This is a genomic window from Planctomycetia bacterium, from assembly GCA_015075745.1.
GTDB lineage: Bacteria > Planctomycetota > Phycisphaerae > UBA1845 > UTPLA1 > UTPLA1.
In genome coordinates this window covers 2184251-2203172 of sequence record JABTTW010000001.1, presented here as the reverse complement: position 1 = coordinate 2203172, position 18922 = coordinate 2184251, and the positions used below count along the sequence as shown (strand labels likewise).

The following is an 18922-nucleotide window of genomic DNA, read 5'->3' as shown; positions in this document are numbered from 1 at the left end:
CTGTATCGGGTTTGGGCAATCGAAGACGGACAGTTAGTGCTGGGGCTGCCAATCCTCTCCGCTCCCGGGAACAGCTCGCTTCAAGGTTTTTCAATAAGCAACAGCCCCGTGTGGAGTTGGTGGGTCTTCAAGACAGGTCGATCAGACTGGATTCCTTCGTATTCATCCGTGACAACGCAGTCAAGTACACTTCGGACATGCATTATACCCATTGTGATGCCGAGCGCAGTCTTTGGTCTATGTGCTGTGCTTTCGTGGCGTCGAGCCTTCATCCGCTATCGGTGGAAAGGCCGGACATTTCGAACGGTCGTCCGCGACCGCTTGGGAAACGTGACTTCCAAGATCGTCGCGGCAATCATCTGCGTTGCGACTCTTTTTGCAATGCCATTCTTATTTGAGTTGATCGATGCCATTTTCTCGCCGGGTAGTCTCGATGATTTCATGCGCGAAACATTGCATTTTCCGGAAACCATGCGCGTCATCACCGTCTTATTCGTTGCAATGCTTATTTCCTACACTACGGCAAGGGTCGCGTACCCATTGATCAGGTGGAAGATCAGCTATGAAGACGCCGACCATTGCCTTAACTGTAGCTACGACCTCACCGGCAACGTCAGCGGCATCTGCCCGGAGTGCGGACAGCAGTTCGCCCAATCAACCCGTGTTGCTGGTTCTGGGAATCGGGCGGTCGGGTCCGAATAACGGCGACCTACGAATTCGTTGTCATTGGGATGTCGATAATCTAGAATTAGGGCGAAGCGGTTTTTTGGGATTTGTTTAAGGATGCTGCGTGTCGGAACCCAATCCTGAGAGATTGCAGTGCATCTCGATCGTGATCTGCAACGAGATCTACAGGGACGAGGAGACGAAGAACCTCATTCTTGTCGGGACGTTTAACCAGATTCGATCGCGGGTGTTTCCTTGTCGGCACCCCCGAATGTCCGTCCTCGTGACGTTGACGAACGGACAGGGCAGTTACAATTTGAAACTCTGCATCGAGCACGAGCAATCCGGCCTCGAGGTGTTAACGATGGAAGGGCCGGCGCGCTTTAGCGATCCGCTTGCTGTTCAGGACATGCACATTCGATTGCGAGACATTATTCTTGAGCAGCCGGGAAAATATTGGGTCATGATTAAGGCTGACGAGGAAATCTTGCAGCAACGGCCGCTGTTAGTAACGGCCATTGAAACCACAGAAAAAGGCGGACAAGGAAATGACGGGGAATAGTACGCCTGCGACAACCGACGAAGTTTCCAGCAATGTCATGGAGTGGCATCCGACTGTCCGCACGCAGCGCACAGGAATCGCCGACCTCTCGAAGCGGCTCGCTGAGTCGACGCCTGCCGCGTCGGACCTCCTTGTCTGGGCGGCGGACCCCAGGAACCAGCCCCCTCAGGCATGGTTTGACGAGGACGACGATCCCTTCGCCGTTGGTAACGAATAATCGAACGAGAGCAATTCGTTGAGCAAACAGGGCGATGTCGTTCGCGTTCGCGTGACCGATCCCCGTGGCAACGTCAAAGTGTGCCCGGCGGTCATCCTCACATCGACAAGCGAGATCATTCTGGATTCCCCGTTAGTGGCGGTGGCGGTGACCAGTTCCTTCGTAACTCCGACGCCGCAGAACATGGTGGAACTTCCGTGGGCGCGACCGCCGATTCGTACATCTACCGGCCTGGTCAAGCGAAGCGCAGCGGTCTGTGACTGGCTGGTGACGATCAAGCAAAGCGACATCGTTGAGACCATGGGCTTTGTCCCGACGAGCAAGTTGTTGGAAGTCGTGGCTCTGGTCCGACGATTAAATGCCCGACCGCTGTGAAGCCGGAGTGGCTCAATTGCTCGCTCGCTACAAAATTTATCGCGGCAGGCGTCCGCCGAGTGATCCTCTGCCGGTCGGCGTTCGGCAGGATTCGCGGTTTCGCACGCGGCATGTTCTTCGCCCCACCAAGGAGATGGCCGCGGCCTTCCTCGCCGTCGGCACCGATGCGGCGTGGAAGAAGTTCGCCGCTGAGTACCGCAAACTCATCGCGCAGCGCTTCCGCGAGGATCGCCGGCCCTTCGACGAGCTCGCCGCTTTGGCCGCCGCCGAAGACGTCTTCATTGGCTGCTCCTGCCCGACCGAGAAGAACCCGCGCGTCGATCGGTGTCACACCTACCTTGCCCTGCAATTCATGAAGGCGCAATACCGCAGGCTGCGCATCAGGTTGCCGACCGTCCCCGCAAGACTCGCCGGCAAATCGAGAAAGCGCCTGCCGATCTCCTGATGGCAACGGCCTGCTCAGGTTTTGCGCGGCCTGCGACTTCGCCCCGCGGATTCAGGGAATCACGAATTGTTCACACTCCCGACGATTCTCATTTCTCCGTCCACCGGATAGGCTACCTGCCCGGTACAAATGTTCAGCAATCGACGACGACTCCAGCAGTTTCTGGGCCTGCTCATCGGCCTCACCGTGACGACCACGGTGACGGCCTACTTTTTCTCCGCGCCGGGCGATCGCAAGTCGGAGCTGCTGACCTTCGACTGGCGCATGCGAAACTTCAATTCGCTCAAGGCCGACCCGCGCATCGTGCATGTCGACATCGACGACAGCGCCGTTGAGCGTTTCGGCCGGTGGCCGTGGAAGCGGCGTCAGATGGCCAGCCTCGTCCGCACTCTGTCCGAGTTCCAGCCGAAGCTCATCATGGTGGACTTCCTCTTCTCCGAGCGCGAAACCATCTACTACGATGACCCCACCCTGCAGGGCCTGCCCGGCGAAGATGTGCAGGCCGTCGGCGCGATCTCCGAGGAGAACAAGGTCTTCGGCGATCTGGAGTTGGCCGACGCAATCCGCCGGGCCGGCAACGTCATCATGTCGGCCGAGTTCGACCCGCGCGCACCGAACGATGCTCCGCCGCTTGCGCTGAGATTGCAGCACTGGCGAAAGGAGCACGACGCCTGGGATGTCGATCACGCGATCGGCGACCTGGGCCTGAGGCGCGACGTCGCCACGCGCATGGCGGTCGAACGGGAATTTCTCCGCACGCGCATCCTTGAAGAGCTGGACCGCGATTTTACGCTGACCGTCGAAGGGCTTGCCGGACGAATCGGCAGACCGACGACGGAGATATCCCGGGTCATCGCCGGGACGAAGCGACTGGCCGCGCGGCATTGGGTCGCCAAGAGCTGGAAATCGTTCGCCCAGGAGACCGGACGGCCGCCGGCGCTGGATGACGTGCTTCGCGCCACGCTGGGCGCTCAGATGAATCGCCGCACCGCCGATCGGGCAGACGTCCTCGCCGCGTTCGACTGGTACCAGTCGCGCCTCGCCACGATGCAGAAGGCGGCCATCCCCCTGAAGGAAGGCGGACCGATTTTCGTCAGTGCCGAGGTGACGCCCCTGATTGCACCGCTCGCCAAGGCCTCCATGCACGTCGCGGCGGTCAACTTCCACGCCGACGAGGACGGGCCCGTGCGCCGCGTGCCGGTGCTCATGGACGTCGGCGGCGGTGAAGGCGTCATGCACCTGGGCCTTTCGGCGGCGGCACAGGTAATGGGCCTGAGCGACGCGGCGGAAAGCCCGGCGCGAGTGAATGAAAATGGTAACCTGCAACTGGGGGCCGCGCCCAACGCCATCACGCTTCCGCTGGACGGCAACGGCGGACTGATCATTCACTGGACCGGCACGGGCACCCAGTGGCGAACCGGCAAGGACATGCCGCACATCACGGCGGCCAAGTTGATGACCATCATCGAAGCCCAGCGCGAGCTGGCCGACAACGAGACGGCCATCAACTACAAACTTGCCGAGATCGTCGCGGCATCGAAGGGTGAACTGGTCATCGAGTCGGGAGAAACGGGTGACGGCGGTACGGCACGAGCGGCTGATAGCCCTTATCGCCTGAAAGTGAACCGGCAGCTCGAACTGGCGCGCAAGGCGAGGATGGCGCGGCTGCGGCGCGACCTGCCGGAAGAGGAAATCGCCGCGATGGAGGCCGAGGCGGCGAAGCTGCTCGAGGCGCTTCAGTCCGAGCAGAAGAATGCGGTCTCATTCATCAAGATGTCCGTTGCCGACCTGGCGGAGATTCCCGAGGCGGAGATCGCGGCCGACCCGCTGCTTGCCGCCGACGCAAAGCGCTTTCGCGACGCGGCTCGTGTGATCGATCAGGACATCGCCGCGCTGGAGGGCGCGAACGAATCGCTGCGGCAGTCCATCGTCGCCGTGCAGGCAGAGCTTTCCGAGCGTCTCGCCGACAAGATCGTCTTCCTCGGCTTCGCCGCGACGGCGCAGGGCGACATCGTGACTACGCCCATCGACGGCCGCACCAACGGGGTCATGTGCCACGCCAACGTCTTCAACGCCATCGTGCAGAATCGCCCGATCCATATCGCGCCGCATTGGCTGGGCGTCGCCATCTGCCTGCTCGGCGGAGCGCTCGTCAGCCTTGCGACCGCCACGCTTGCACCGCGCGCCGCGCTGATTTCGACAATCGGCCTGATGGTGGCCTACGCCGGTCTCAACTGCGAAGCCCTTTTCCGCCGCATGGACATCTGGGCGCCGCTCGCCGGACCGGAGATCTGTCTCTTCGTCTCGTGGGCCTTCGTCACGCTTTATCGCCAACTGACCGCCGAGCGCGAAAAGCGGCTCTTCGCCAAGCAGCTCGGTCAATACACCGCTCCCGCCATCGCCGCGAAGATCGCCGAGAACCCGCAGGCGGCCCAGGCCTTCAAGACCGTTCAGAAGCGAGAGGTGACATGCTTCTTCTCCGACCTTGCCGGCTTTACTTCGCTAAGCGAGGCGGAGACTGCGGAGACGATCCAGCACGTGCTCAATACCTACCTTCACCGCATGAGCGAAGTTATCTGGGCGCGGCGCGGCCTGCTGAACAAGTTCATGGGCGACGGCATCATGGCGTTCTTCAATGCCTCGGTGGACCCCATGAAGGAGCACGCCCATGCGGCGGTGGAAACGGCCCTAAACGCCATGGAGGAGCTGGAGAAGTTAAAGGTCGAGCGCAAGAACGATTCGGCGTCGCGAGTCTTCGATACGCTGAGTATGCGCACCGGCCTGGCCAGCGGATTCGCCATGAACGGCGACATGGGCTCGGAACTCAAGGCCGACTACACCGTCATCGGCGACGTGGTGAATCTTGCCGCGAGGCTGGAGCCGGCGAACAAGGTCTTCGGCACCAGCATCATGGTCAGCGGTCCCACGCGCGAGCTGGTCCGCGACAGTTACGATTTTCGATACCTCGCCGAGCTTCAGGTCAAGGGCAAGGCCAAGACAGTGCCGGTCTATGAAGTCGTCTGCCGCCGCGGTCAGCTCACGCCGGAGCAGAAGGAATACATCGAGCGCTTCGAGGCCGGCGTGGAGCTGTACAAGAGTCGCAAGTGGGACGAGTGCATCGTGCACTTCACGCGCATGCTCGCCCGCCGCTTCGACGACGCGGGTGCCAGCCGCTACATCGACGCCTGCCAGGAATTCAAGACCTTCCCCCCGGACGATGATTGGGCCGGGGCGCTGGAGTTGAAGGAAAAGTAGGACAACCAGTGTGCAACTGGAATTGCTACTGCGGCTGCAATCTACTCGCTGATGATCTTGTTGACGAAGCCTTGGATATCGCCGACGCCAATAATGCCGTTCATATCGAAATCAGCGTGATCGAGATCGTTATTGTCTGTTGAGCCCCCAGCGATTGCGTGCATTAAGTACATGATGTCGTTGCCGTCGGCTACGCCGCTGCCGTCGAGGTCCGCGTCAAGAATGGGAATAATCAGAGTCCACAAATCGTTCAAGTCCTCGTAAACGGTTCCGCCCTTTCGGCTGCCGCCGAAGACGTTGACGTGCCCGCAGTGTGAGTCATAGAGCATGGAATGACTCCCACGAGCACTTGGGGCTTGAATCGGCAATTGTGTCCATGTGCTTCCGTTCCATTCCCAGGTATCGTTGTAGAATTGCTCAACTGAAGAAATGACTGCGTATCCACCGAAAAGAATTGTCGCACCACGCCGCGAGTCGTAGGACATTGCATGACTTGATCGGCCGCTTGGGCCGCTTGCCACCACTTGAGTCCAGCTCACTCCATCCCACTCCCATGTGTCGGAAAAATAGCTGCTACCCGAATGAAATCCACCGAACAGGACGATACGCGATCTCGCCTGATCATATGCCATTCGATGTCCGTATCTCGGGCTTGGTCCCGTACTTGCTAACAAAGTCCAAGAAATTCCATCCCATGCCCAGGTTTCCCCGTTTCGGGCTCCGCCCGAACCGAGGCCGCCGAAAAGGATCAAGCGATTGGCGACGTCATCGAAGATCATCGTCGAGTAATAAAGGGCAGGTGGTCCAGCCGTGCTCACAAGCGACCATGAATTCCCATCCCATTCCCATGTTTTTCGCACTGGCGAGCCCAGACTCTCTGCGCCTCCGAACATCACCATCCTATCTCTTGCCGGATCGTATGCCATTGCGCTGCCGCCGAGAGGGCCGGGTCCCGCGTTGGAGAGTAATGTCCATTCTTGATTCGACAATTCCCATGTCTCTCCGAGGCTTGTGAGGTTCGACTGAACAGTCCATCCACCGAACAGTATCGCTCTGTCACGAAGAGAGTCGTAAGCAAATGCTGCAGCGGACCGTGGACTCGGGCCCCTGGACCTTGTCGATTCCTGAACCCACTCAGTGCCGTTCCATCTCCACTCATCACCCAATGGGATCACTGGAGAACCTTGGATATTGTTAGAATACACGCCGCCGTACAGGACAGTCTCACCTGCCTGCTCATCAAACGCCATCGCGTGGCCATAGCGCCCTATCGGCCCACCACTGGAGCGTTGGAGCCATGTCAGTCCATCCCATTCCCAGGTATCTGCGTAGAATGTCCCAGTTCCTGATGAGAAACTAAACCCGCCGAACAGTACCGCCTTGTTTCGGGCATTGTCATAGACCATCGCATGGTACGCGCGCGCAGGAGGTCCACCTGAAGAAAGTAAACTCCAGGTTGAGCCGTCCCACTCCCAGGTTTCGCCGTTGTACGATGTCCCAACCTTTCCACCGAATAGAAGCACGGTACCTCGCGTCTCATCAAAAATCAGTGTGTGACCTGAGCGAGAATGGGGTCCGGTTGACGACACCATCGCCCAATTATTCCCGTCCCACTCCCACGTCTCGCCTGACGCGCCTCCGGAAATGAGTATTCCACCAAACAGAACAACTCGATCGCGAAGGGGGTCGTAAGTCATGGCAGCGTGATCACGGCACGATGGCCCGGTAACGATTCTCTGATTCCAGTTTGTGCCATTCCATTCCCATGTATCTCCAAGGCAAGTCCCGGTTACGTCCTTTCCTCCAAACAACAGCGTCTTGCCCTGCGAACCCAAAACGGCTACCGATTGTCCCCAACGTGCCGATGGCCCGATGAGAGATCGCAGTTCCCAGCCATCTTTGGAAGATTCCAAAGTATCCCGGCGAGCACTTGATAGCGATTTTTCGGTACCCCCAAAGAGTACGAGTTTAGACCTCGCAGAGTCATATACCATCGAATGTTCGTATCTCGCCGTCCGACCAGCGCCGGCAAACTGAGTCCATAGCGAACCGTCCCATTCCCAGGTTTCATCCAGATCCTGTGTTGAGGAGTTCAGCGAGAGGCCACCAAAAACGACCACGCGAGCCCGATCCGGATCGTATGCCATCGCGGAAGCTGTTCGTGCTGGTGGACCGCCGATCGCTGCAAACTCCCACACCGAACCGTTCCAAATCCAGGTTTCGGATTGGCTATCAGTGCCGCTTTGACTCCCCAGGAGCAGTGTTTTCCCGTGAGCAATATCCCCTGCCATGACATGTCCGCTCTGAGGTGAAGGACCCGTGGTAGCAACCTGCGTCCACGACGTTCCTTCCAATTGCCAGGTGTCACCTCGATCGACTCCGTTGTAACCGCCGAAGAGTAACACTGTGTCTGTAGCAGGGTCATACGTCAGCGCATGATTTTTCCGGCCACTGGGACCGCTCGTGGCAATCTGTATCCACGATGTACCGTTCCACTCCCATGTGTCTGAGAAGTAACTGCTGTCCTGCCCGCCAAAAAGAACTACTCTTCCACGCAATGGATCGAACGCCATGGCGGAGTCTCGGCGTCTATTCGGACCGGTGTTCGACTTGAGTACCCAGGCAAAACCGTCCCATTCCCACGTTTCTCGACTTCTCTGGAATCCGATTTCCCCACCGAATAGCACAACGCGGCCACGGGCGGCGTCAAACGCCATGGCGTGCCCTTCACGGGCAGCTGGCCCTCCTCCTCCACGGCAAGTCCAGACGGTGCCATCACGCTCCCACGTATCGTTCGTGTAATTGTCATATTTTCGACTACCGCCGAACATCACAAGTCGATGTCTCAGGGAGTCATATGCCATCGCATGTTCATATCTCGACGTAGCAGTGCGAGTATCGTTCCTCCAATAGGGAGGCGAAGACAGTGCGACCTGTGAAGCCGACAATAAACAAGTCAATGCCAGGGCCAACGACAAGGGCCTGCCGATTCTCGTGCGGGGAACAATCATCAATATCATCCTGATTTCCTCCTTAGTTGGCGTGCCTGCCTGGATATCGTAAGCAGATTACCCTGAATATCAAGCATGCCCCCGGCCCGTTCCAAACGGCGTGTATCTCCAAAACTGTCGCCCGCCATTATAGTAACACAGCCATCGTGCCAGCAAAGGGTTGCGCGACCATGGGATACGCACAGCCTGTCATTTCTCCATTCGAGCCAGAAATTCGGTTTTTGTTAGGTATAATAGTGTAGGCTGATCTTGCCGGTGGCGGCTTGGGGCCGCCGGTGCCGAGTCGCCGGTCCATCCCTTCGTCCTTGTTAGGAGGCGCCATGAAGCTGCCGACTGAAACTCAGATTCCGCTCACCTCCCTAAGCCTCGCCCAGCAGGAGATCGTCCGTCGGAATCTGCCGCTGGTCCATTGGACCATCCGCCATTTCGATCGCCTGGCGCGCCGCGGGAAGATCGGCCGGTCGCACGAGGAGCTCTTTCAGGAAGGGTCGGTCGCGCTGGCCGAGGCCCTGCGCACACACGATCCGCGGCAGCACGGGCCATTCGGGGCCTACGCCGTCGCGCGCATTCGATTCGCCATGCGGCGCTACGCTCAGGAGAACGACTCCCTCGTCCGCGTGCCGTTCATCACCCAGCGCCGCGCCGCCGGCCAGTCGCTGCATCGCCGGCGAAGGGCCGTGCCAGATGAAGACCGTCATCGGCCCGATGCCCCGCCATCGGTCGAAAGCCTGAACGAGCCGACTACCCGACTGCGGCGATCGATGGGCAGTAGATCGCAGTGGCGAGCAGGCGATGAGCCGTCCGGCGCCGCTCGCGTTTCGATCGGCGACCTGGCGCGCGATCGACTCGACTCGGCGATGCGCGACGCACTGCGCGAGATGAAGGCCTCACCCTTCGGACGAGCGGACTATCAATCGCTCCTCGAAGCCTGCATGAGCGAGCGTTGGGAGATCCCCGAGGAGTCGGCCCGCACGTCGATTCGACAGGTCGCCGGCCGGACGGGCTCTTCCATCGGCCGCGTCACGCGCTGCGAAGATCGCTTCCGCGAATTGGTGGCCCAGCGGCTGGAGAAGGATACGGTGTTCGCCCGGCTCCGCACGATGTCGCGGGAGCGCCGGCTGGGCTGGGATCATCCGGCCGACGAGGAGGAGCTTGCGAGACTCGGCAGCGGGCTGGCGGTGGCCTGAGGCTCGGGCCACGGTTAGGATGTGGGCCGTGATCGCCACGCGGCGGTCGCGGAGCCAAGCCTATGGCACGCAAAAAATATCAACCCGTCGACTTGGCCGCCCTGCGCACCTACTCGATCTCCGATCGGGCCCACAAGTTCGACGCCCACGCGACGGCGGGCCTTCCCGACAAGGGCGCGAGCTTTCGCGACTTCTGGGAGAGTCTCCCGCCGTATCTCGCCACGAACTCACTGAAGAAACTCGTCACGGCCGTTGTCGAAGCCCGCCGCGCCGATCGGCCCGTCGTCTTCGCGCTCGGCGCTCACGTCGTTAAAGTCGGCTGCTCGCCGATCATCTGCGACCTCATGGAGCGCGGGCTCGTCACGGCGCTGGCGATGAACGGAGCGACGGCGATTCACGATATTGAGGTCGCGATCTTCGGTCAGACCAGCGAAGAGGTCGCCGACACCATCAAGGACGGCAGCTTCGGCATGGTGCAGGAGACGCCGAAGTTCTTCGCTGATGCCCTGGCCGCGGCGCCGAAGGAAGCGGGGCTGGGCGCGGCGCTGGGCGCGCACCTGACGCAGACCAATCCGCCGAACGCGAAGCTGAGCCTGCTCGCCACCGCGGCTCGGCTGGGAATGCCTGCAAGCGTGCACGTCGCCTTGGGGACCGACACAATTCACGTTCATCAATCCGTCTGCGACAGCGACCTGGCGGCCCGAAGCACGATTGACTTCCGACTGATCTGCGCCGTCGTCGCCGACATGGCAGGCGCGAAGGGCGGCGCGCCGGCGGGCGTGTGGGTGAATGTCGGCTCGGCAGTCCTGCTACCGGAAGTGTTCTTGAAGGCGGTGTCCGTGGCGAGAAACCTCGGCGCCAACCTCGACGACATCACCACGGCGAATCTCGACATGATCCGCCACTATCGCCCCAGCGAAAACGTCATCGGCCGCCCGGTGCAGAAGGGGCGCGGGCTTCACGTCACCGGTCATCACGAAATCCTGCTGCCGCTCTTGCGACAGGCGCTGGTGGAAATGTCGTAGATCCCCTCCGTCATCCCGGTGGATTCTTTCGAGTGCGATCGATTTTCCGGCTTATTTCACGACGAGATTGAGCATCCGCCCGGGAACGAAGATGCACTTGGCGATCTGGCCCGCGCCGATGCGATCCTTGACCTTGTCGTTGGCAAGCGCAACGCTCTTCACCGTCGGCTCGTCGGCGTCGCGGGCAATGAGAATCTTCGCCACGACCTTGCCGTTGATCTGCACCGGAATCTCAACCTCGTTCTCCACGACGTAATTGTCGTCCCAGGTCGGCCACGGTTCCTTTGACATGCTGCCGCGCCACTCTTTGCCGCGCAGGCGCTGCCAAAGCTCCTCACCGATGTGCGGCGCGAAGACGGAGAGCAGCATGACAAATCGCTCGGCCTGCGACTTGTGCAGACCCTTGGCCCGATAGGCCTCGTTGACGAACTCCATCATCGCGCTGATCGCAGTGTTGAAGGCCATGCGGTCGAGGTCCTGCGTCGTCTTCTGAATGGTCTTGTGCAGCGTGCGCTCCAGGGCGTCAAACGATGCGAGCGGCTTGTCGCCGATCACCGTTGCGGCGAGCGCGCCGGTGTTCTCGTCCACGATCAGTCGCCACGACCGCTGCAGAAACCGAAACACGCCGGGCACGTCGCGCGGGTTCCACGGCTTGCTCGCCTCCAGCGGGCCCATGAACATCTCGTACAGCCGCAGCGAATCCGCGCCGTATTCATCCACCACCTCTTCAGGGTTGATGACGTTCTTCAGGCTCTTCGACATTTTCTCAACCGTGCCGACGAGCTTCTCGCCGTCTGTCTTGCGAATCGCCCCCTCCTCGCGGAAGTCGATCTCGTCGTAACCGACCGGGATGCCGCGGCTGTCTCGATAGGAAAACGCGCGGATCATCCCCTGATTGAACAGCTTGCCGAACGGCTCGACCGTTGACACTTCGCCGAGGTCGTAGAGCACCTTGTGCCAGAATCTGGCGTAGAGCAGATGCAGCACTGCGTGCTCCGCGCCGCCGAGATACAGATCGATCCCGCCGACGTGCGGCTTGCCGTCCTTGCGCTTCGACAGCATCCAGTAGCGCTCGGCCTCCGCGCCGACAAATCGCGCCTCGTTCCACGGCTCGCAAAAGCGAAGGTAGTACCAGCACGAACCGGCCCATTGCGGCATCGTATTCAATTCACGTTTGTACGTCTTTCCGTCGCGCGTGACCGTCGCCCACTCCTTCGCGCGGCCCAGCGGCGGCTCCGGCGTGCTCGCGTCATTGCCCTCGCGCGTCGTCGGGCGGAAATCCTCCATTTCCGGCAGCGTGAGCGGCAGTTCTGATTCATCGAGCGGCATCAGTTCGCCGTCCGGCCCGTGCAGAATCGGAATCGGCTCGCCCCAGTATCGCTGGCGGGAGAATAGCCAGTCGCGCAGCTTGTAGTTGATCGCCCGAACACCGACGCCCTTTTCTTCCAGCCAGGCGATGATCTTCTGCTTGGCGGCATCGACCTCGAGGCCGTTGAGAAATTCACTGTTGATCGCAACGCCTTCGCCGAGATACGCCTCGCCGTCGAAATCCGCGGGCGGCTGAACGGTCCGAATGATCGGCAGGTTGAAGGCTTTGGCAAAATCCCAGTCGCGCTGATCCTGGCCCGGCACCGCCATGATCGCCCCGGTGCCGTAGCTCATCATCACATAGTCCGCGACCCAGATCGGAATGCGCCCGCGCGCGTCGCCCGCCGGAAAGACCGGATTGATCGCGTACGCGCCGGTGAACACGCCGGTCTTTTTCTTGGCGTCGGCCGTGCGGTCGAGCTCGGTGCGGTTCGCGGCTTCGCGGCAATAGCCCTCCACCTCGGCGCGGCGATCCGCAGCCGTGATCTTCGTGACGAACGGATGCTCCGGGGCGAGGACCATGTACGTCGCGCCGAACAGCGTGTCCGGCCGAGTCGTGTAGATCTCCAATACGTCATCGCGGCCGTCGATGCGGAACCTGACCTGCGCGCCCTCGCTGCGGCCGATCCAGTTGCGCTGCATGATCTTCACCGACTCGGGCCAGTCGAGTTCCTCGAGGTCCTCGATGAGCCGGTCGCCGTACTTCGTGATCCGCAGCATCCACTGCTTCAGCGGCCGCTTGAAGACCGGGTGATTGCCGCGCTCGCTGCGGCCTTCGTTGGTCACTTCCTCATTGGCCAGCACCGTGCCCAGCGCCGGGCACCAGTTGACCGGCACCTCGGCGATGAACGCCAGCCGCTGCCCATCGACGTACGCGCGGACTGCCTTCTCGCCGCGCGACTTCACATCCGCCGGAATCGGCAGCTCGGCAATCGGCCGGGCCTTCTTCTTCTCGGCGTCGTACCAGCTATTGAAGATTCTCAGGAAGATCCACTGCGTCCACTTGTAGTAACCGGTGTCGGTCGTGGACAGCTCGCGCCGCCAGTCGTACGAGAAGCCCAGCATCTTGAGCTGGCGGCGAAACGTATCGATGTTGCGATTCGTCGTGACCGCCGGATGCTCGCCGGTCTCGATGGCGTGCTGCTCGGCGGGCAGTCCGAAGGCATCCCAGCCCATCGTGTGCAGGACGTTGTACCCGCGCATCCGCCGATATCGGGCAAGGATGTCCGTCGCGGTGTATCCCTCGGGATGTCCGACGTGCAGGCCCGACCCGCTGGGGTAAGGGAAGAAATCAAGGATATATGCCTTGGGCCGCGAGGCGTCGAAGTCCGCTTCGCCGGGGTTCGCCGTGCGAAAGGTCTGGTTCTCGTCCCAGTACTTCTGCCACTTCTCTCGAAGGGCCCTCGGCGGATAGGTGTGAGGAGCATCCATAGGTAATAGTCTTCGTCATTGCCTCACCCTGCATCGGACTACAAAGCAGGATGGGGCGCGGTCGTTATGCGCAAAAAGGCAGAGTTTACGCCGTATCGACGGACCCTCCAAACCGAGCGGTTGCGCGCTGCGAATCGCTCGCTGTCCCGCAAACGAAACATCAAAAACCCCGCGCTATCAACGCAAACGATGCACGGCCTCAACCCGCCACTACAGACGGACATTCGCCACAGCGCGTCCGGTAACTCCGCTGCGATCATAATCGAAGTTCCGACAAGCGTTTGCGCGCGAATTTTGCTCGTTTTCAACGCGCGGCACATCGGGAACGGCGATTGCCTTTTATCCCCGCAGCGAACGACGCCGAGGCGATGCCCGGCACGAGGGGACGCCGAGGTGGCTCGGCGGCAGAACTGCGAAGGCAACTGCGAAAGGCGGGTTGAAGCAATGGACGAGACCACCTTCCAACAGAAACTCACCGAACTTGTCTCGGAGATTGGAACCCTGCCCGACGCCGAGCGATCGAAGCTCGAAGTCCTCGCCGACCAGACTAGGGCACGCCACGAAAAGCTCAAAGCGACGGTCGCCAGTCTTCACGATTCCATCGACTATCTGCGACTGTCCATCAAATATCTGCTCTTCGATCTGGAAGCAACGCGGCGGGAGAACGACTACCTCCGCAAGATGCTCGAAGAGCCCGAAGCCTGACTCGCCCGGCCCGGATACCTGCGAGTTTGATTGAGATACGGTTCGAGAAACCAGTAATCATCCCGACAAGAAGCCTCAAACGGGGGTGCGGTGATCCTTCAAACAAGATTCCTTGAGTCCTGTTGGGGAACGGGACTCAGGTTCGCCTGACTCGGGGGGGAAGGGCGAACCCATCGGGGGATCCACCGACAAGCGTGCCAACGAATTCGCTCTTCGGCGGTACGGTCTTCTTGGAGGGGAGAGTGGGAAGCGCGGGCTCTTAACAGCCTGCGTTTCTCCTTTTTTACGCGCCGCTGTCGAGCGCCCCAGATTCCAAGCCGCTGGTCCCTCTCTTCGACTTTTCCCCGCATCGACGTTTCAATTCAACCATGCCCCGCCGCCTGTCCATCGCGATGGTCGTGATTGTCGTCCTCGCCTGCGCCGGCACGACCTGCCTCTATAGCGGCGCCGGGCCCATGGACCCGCAGACCGCCGCGGCCGGGGGAAACTGGTCGCCGTGGCTCGCGGCCATCGCCGACCTGCTCACCGTTCCCATTCCCACCCTCGGCATCGCCGACGTCCGCGATGTCGTTTTGATCTTCGCGCTGGGGATGATGATGCTATTCGTCGCCGCGGCGCGATGGATGGGTGACGAGGGTCCAAGGGGTCCAGGGGCCAAGGGGTCGAGTGAAGAAAAGTCCGCATCCTCATCCGCCGGCGAGTCATTCAAGGCCGGACCCGCCATGCGCTGGCTCCTTTTCTGCACCTTCGGCGTCGGCATCCTGTCTGCCATCTCGATGGCCGTATGCGACAATTCTGAATTCAGCGCGGGTTGGTTTGTACGATTCGTCCTCGGTGCCGTCTGGGCGATGCTCATCGCCCGATTCTTCACACCGCAGATGACGCGCGCCGCCATACTCTCCCTGCTCGCCGTCGCCGCCGCTGCCATCCTGCTCGCCTTCGCCCGGGCCCGCGATGTCGGTTACGCCCACATCTCCTGGCCCATCGGCCCCATCACCATCACTGCCGCGCTCGCCGGTTGCTGGGCGGCGATCGCCGTCGTTTGGGCCGCCGCCCGACTCATGACCCGAAGGAATCTCAGCGACGCCATCTTCGCCGGTGTCGTCCTGCTGGCATTCATCGCCGCCCTCATCAACACCGGTCGGCGCTCCTCCGCCATCGGACTCATCGCCGCCCTCGTGATCGTCGGCACAGTCGCGCTCATTCGCGCCAAGCCCACCAGGGCAAGAATCACCGCCGGCATCCTCGCTGCCATCGTGGCCGTCTCCGGCGGCGTCGCCTACGTCGTGCGCGAGGCGACCAATCCCGATCGCGTCCGCTCCGGCCCCGTCCAGCTTCGACTCACCTATCTCGAAAAATCCTGGGAGCTGATCCGCGAGCATCCGTTCCTCGGCGTCGGTCCCGACATGTTCATCGTCGCCATGACCAACAAGATCGCTCCGCTCCGCGCCGTCAGCCCGCACGTCTATCACGGAGGCTACGACCCGACGGCCCACAATGAATGGGTGCAGGCGGCGGTGGAACTCGGCGTCCCCGCGGCGATTCTCTACCTCGCCCTCCCGCTCGGCGTCATCGCCCTGGCACTCCGCCGCGCCAAATCCACGGAAGACAAGCTCCTCATCTACCCCCTCGCCGCAGGGCTCATCGCCATCTGCGTCACCGAAACCGCCAGCGTCACGATGCGCGGCCCGATCATGCCCGCGTGGTATTGGACGCTGGTCGGACTGCTGTGTGTATCAAAGCCCCTCAGTACTTCAATGGGTCAGGCGAATTCAAATACAGCGCACACGAAATCGGCAAACAGTTCCGTGCCCGCCCGAAACTTGATCCAATCAATCTCTGGCGTCTTCTGGGGCCTCTATTGTCTTTGGCTCGGTGCCGGCGTGATGTCAATTGCCACGAGCCGAACCGGCGCCCCCAACCGCCAATACCATCTTTTGGAGATGAACCTCACCTTCGAAAAGGAGTTCGAGACCCGCTATCGAAACGCCGCGTTTACCACCGAGATCGCCAGCCGTGATATTTCGTCCCACGCAGCATGGAGAACAAGTGCGGATGCCTGGGGGCGACTGTGGCAGGTCTTCCCCGTCTATTCCGACGTCGCGGAACAATACGCGCACGCTCTCATTAAGTCCGGTGACGCCGAGCAAGCGCGCCAGGTGCTAGACGCGACATTGTCCCCAAAACAGAAACCCTTCAACCCCGTGGCCAATGCCCTCTACGCCTCGCTCCGCAACGACCCTGCCGTCTATCTGGATTGCCTTGAGCATGCCCTTCGCGCAGGGGCCTTCGACGAGCACATTCAATCCGTCTTCGCCGATCACCTCGGCGAGTTTCAATCGCCCGCGAATCAAGAACTGCTCCAGCGCGCTCGCATCGTCGCGGCAGTTAGCGGTGACGATGAAGAGCTTTCCGGCACGCTTGTCGAACTCCTCCGCGTTTCGGCGTTTGTGAAGGGTCAGTCCGGCGACTGGCCCGGCGCCATCGAAGACCAGCGCCTCGCCGCGCATTGCTACCGCCGCCTGGAGCGCGAGTCGCACCCATATCGCCGCGCCCACGAAGCCGAGACAGACGCCTGGTGCCAACTCGCCGCCATGCTCGCGCAGCACCAGCCCGAAAACTGGCGCGAGGCCTTCGACGCCATCCGCAACGCCGAGCGCTACGCCGTTCTCGGCATCAATCACGAAGACCTCGCCGATCAGCACCCCGACTGGGGATACGTCGGCGGCGAGGTCGTGCCCACCGAGTATCCTGAAAGCCTGCGCCCGCTCTGGCGGCTCTCAGCGCTGCTCCAGGTCGTCGCCGGCGAGGATCGCTTCCTCGATCTTCGCATCTTCGCCAGCCTCCCGCCGGAAAAATGGACGACCGACAATCTCAATCACCAACTCTTCGAGCTGGCCCGCGAGGCGTACGCCCTGCTGTCAAAAGCCCCGCCCGAAACTCGCCCGAAACATTTTGACCGCCTCCCCGCGATGGCCGAGTACTATGGCAGGCTGATCCGGCCACCGACGAGCGCCCCGGCCGCCCCCGGCCGCTAGGCTCGCCGATTCGCCGACAGCCCCAAGAGGTGCAAGCCCATGTTTGATGTGACGTTCCACGGCGCGGCCCGCGAAGTGACAGGATCGTGTCACCTTCTCAACGTCGAGGGCAAGCACATCCTGCTCGACTGCGGCCTCTTCCAGGGCAGGCGCTCCGAGTCATTGGAGAAGAACCAGGAATTCCCCATCGACCCGTCGAAGCTTCACTCGGTCATCTTGTCCCATGCCCACATCGACCACTGCGGGCGTCTGCCGCTTCTCGTCAAACGCGGTTTCACCGGCACCATCTACGCGACGGCCGCCACGCGCGACCTGTGCGCCCTGCTCCTCGCCGACTCCGCACACATTCAGGTTGAAGACGCGCGCTACCACAGCAAGAAACGCGCCAAAGTCGGTGAGCCGCCCGTTGAGCCGCTCTACGATGACGACGACGTTGCCGCCACGCTGCGCCTCTTTCACGCCGTGCCGCTTGAAAAGCCATTCTGGATCATCAAGCGACTCAGGGCCCGTTATCACGAGGCCGGCCACATGCTCGGTTCCGCCTCCTTGGAATTGGAGTTCTCGCCCGGCGACGGCAAGCAGGCGCGACGTCTCGTCTTCACCGGCGACGTGGGCCGATTCGGCCTGCCGATCTTGCGAGACCCCGCGCCGCTCCCGGAATGCGACTACCTCATCTGCGAATCGACCTATGGCGGCCGTCGCCATCCGCCCGCCGCCGACCTGCCCGGTGAAATGTCTGACGTTGTCAACGCTACCGTGAAGCGAGGTGGAAAGGTCATCATTCCCGCCTTCAGCGTCGGACGAACCCAGGTCATTGTCTACACCATCCACCGATTGCAGGTCGAGGGGAAGATTCCCAAGCTCCCGGTCTTCGTCGATAGCCCTCTCTCGGTGAACGCGACGGAGATCTTCCGCCTGCATCCCGAGTTGTTTGATGCCGAAGTGCGAAAGTTCATGCAGCGGAACGGCGACATCCTCGGCGCCGGCTGCTGCACGTTCATCCGCGACGTCGAAGAGAGCATGCGCCTCAACAAGCGCAGGGCGCCGTGCGTCATCATCTCCGCCAGCGGCATGTGCGAAAACGGCCGCATCGTCCATCACCTGCGCAACAACATTCAAAGCCCCAAGAACACGGTGCTCATCGTCGGTTTCCAGGCGGCCCACACCCTCGGCCGGCGAATCGTCGAGAAGAATACGCACGTCAACATCTTCGGGAAAAAACTGCGGCTTCGGGCAGAGGTCGTGGCGCTCAACGGCTTCTCGGCGCATGCCGATCGCGATGAGTTGCAGCGACTGACCAAGCCGCTGGCCGCCAAGTGCAAGACGGCCTTCCTCGTCCACGGCGAGCCGGACCAGATGGAGATCCTTCGACAGACGATGCGCGCCGACGGCTTCAAAAACGTCGAAATGCCCGAACGGGGTGCGTCCTTCACGCTGGACTGATCTTCCGGCGAATCATGTCGAACACATTTTGAGTGGGTAAAAAAAACTGCGGGGTCCCCATACGCCAGCCCGGGCTCTTGGCCGACGCACGAGTGGACCCCACAGGATTACCGCTTGGCCACCCCCGCCGGAGTGCCTCGCGGCTCTCCTGAATCTGGGTAAGCACCCACTGTGCCGCGCAATCGTCCCGCTGC

The 18922-nt window shown here is 61.3% G+C and carries 13 protein-coding genes; 11 read left to right on the top strand and 2 right to left on the bottom strand.

The annotated features are described in order from the left end of the window. The first annotated feature begins 330 nt into the window (after nucleotides 1-330). From HS101_08650 to HS101_08625, 6 genes are all read left to right on the top strand, one after another. On the top strand, nucleotides 331-702 hold the full coding sequence (locus HS101_08650; protein ID MBE7506338.1) for a hypothetical protein: 372 nt from the start codon (nucleotides 331-333) through the stop codon (nucleotides 700-702). Nucleotides 703-790: 88 nt separating this feature from the next. After that, nucleotides 791-1228, top strand: coding sequence for a hypothetical protein (locus tag HS101_08645; GenBank protein MBE7506337.1), 438 nt, complete (start codon nucleotides 791-793; stop codon nucleotides 1226-1228). After that, nucleotides 1215-1445: a hypothetical protein gene (locus tag HS101_08640; GenBank protein MBE7506336.1), complete on the top strand. Its 231-nt coding sequence runs from the start codon at nucleotides 1215-1217 to the stop codon at nucleotides 1443-1445. Before HS101_08645 ends, HS101_08640 begins: the two co-directional genes overlap by 14 nt. 18 nt (nucleotides 1446-1463) lie before the next feature. Beyond that, the gene (locus HS101_08635; protein ID MBE7506335.1) at nucleotides 1464-1820 is read left to right on the top strand and encodes a type II toxin-antitoxin system PemK/MazF family toxin; all 357 of its coding nucleotides are present in this window, start codon (nucleotides 1464-1466) and stop codon (nucleotides 1818-1820) included. Between the two features lie 16 nt (nucleotides 1821-1836). Further along, nucleotides 1837-2265, top strand: a complete 429-nt coding sequence (locus HS101_08630) for a hypothetical protein (protein MBE7506334.1) — start codon at nucleotides 1837-1839, stop codon at nucleotides 2263-2265. 129 nt (nucleotides 2266-2394) lie between these two features. Next, nucleotides 2395-5520, top strand: coding sequence for an adenylate/guanylate cyclase domain-containing protein (locus HS101_08625; GenBank protein MBE7506333.1), 3126 nt, complete (start codon nucleotides 2395-2397; stop codon nucleotides 5518-5520). A 41-nt stretch (nucleotides 5521-5561) separates the two neighbouring features. On the opposite strand, the gene HS101_08620 is transcribed toward HS101_08625, so the two are convergent. After that, on the bottom strand, nucleotides 5562-8237 hold the full coding sequence (locus tag HS101_08620; protein ID MBE7506332.1) for a hypothetical protein: 2676 nt from the start codon (nucleotides 8235-8237) through the stop codon (nucleotides 5562-5564). A gap of 614 nt (nucleotides 8238-8851) precedes the next feature. Between HS101_08620 and HS101_08615 the strand changes: the two genes are divergently transcribed. Both HS101_08615 and HS101_08610 read left to right on the top strand, forming a co-directional pair. Continuing rightward, nucleotides 8852-9718 carry a hypothetical protein gene (locus HS101_08615; protein ID MBE7506331.1) on the top strand — a complete coding sequence of 289 codons (867 nt, stop codon included), beginning with the start codon at nucleotides 8852-8854 and terminating at the stop codon, nucleotides 9716-9718. Nucleotides 9719-9780: 62 nt separating this feature from the next. Next, nucleotides 9781-10743: a hypothetical protein gene (locus tag HS101_08610; GenBank protein ID MBE7506330.1), complete on the top strand. Its 963-nt coding sequence runs from the start codon at nucleotides 9781-9783 to the stop codon at nucleotides 10741-10743. Nucleotides 10744-10794: 51 nt separating this feature from the next. Here the strand turns inward: HS101_08610 and HS101_08605 are convergent, their stop codons facing one another. After that, nucleotides 10795-13542: a leucine--tRNA ligase gene (locus tag HS101_08605; protein MBE7506329.1), complete on the bottom strand. Its 2748-nt coding sequence runs from the start codon at nucleotides 13540-13542 to the stop codon at nucleotides 10795-10797. Between the two features lie 444 nt (nucleotides 13543-13986). Here HS101_08605 and HS101_08600 point away from each other — a divergent pair, with 444 nt between their 5' ends. The 3 genes from HS101_08600 (at nucleotide 13987) to HS101_08590 (ending at nucleotide 18728) form a co-directional block, all read left to right on the top strand. After that, a complete protein-coding gene (locus tag HS101_08600; GenBank protein ID MBE7506328.1) occupies nucleotides 13987-14247 on the top strand; it encodes a transcriptional regulator in 261 nt (86 codons plus the stop codon). A gap of 368 nt (nucleotides 14248-14615) precedes the next feature. Next, nucleotides 14616-17285, top strand: coding sequence for an O-antigen ligase family protein (locus HS101_08595; protein ID MBE7506327.1), 2670 nt, complete (start codon nucleotides 14616-14618; stop codon nucleotides 17283-17285). A 39-nt stretch (nucleotides 17286-17324) separates the two neighbouring features. Further along, complete coding sequence (locus HS101_08590) at nucleotides 17325-18728, top strand: MBL fold metallo-hydrolase (GenBank protein ID MBE7506326.1); 1404 nt, start codon at nucleotides 17325-17327, stop codon at nucleotides 18726-18728. Nucleotides 18729-18922 lie beyond the last annotated feature (194 nt).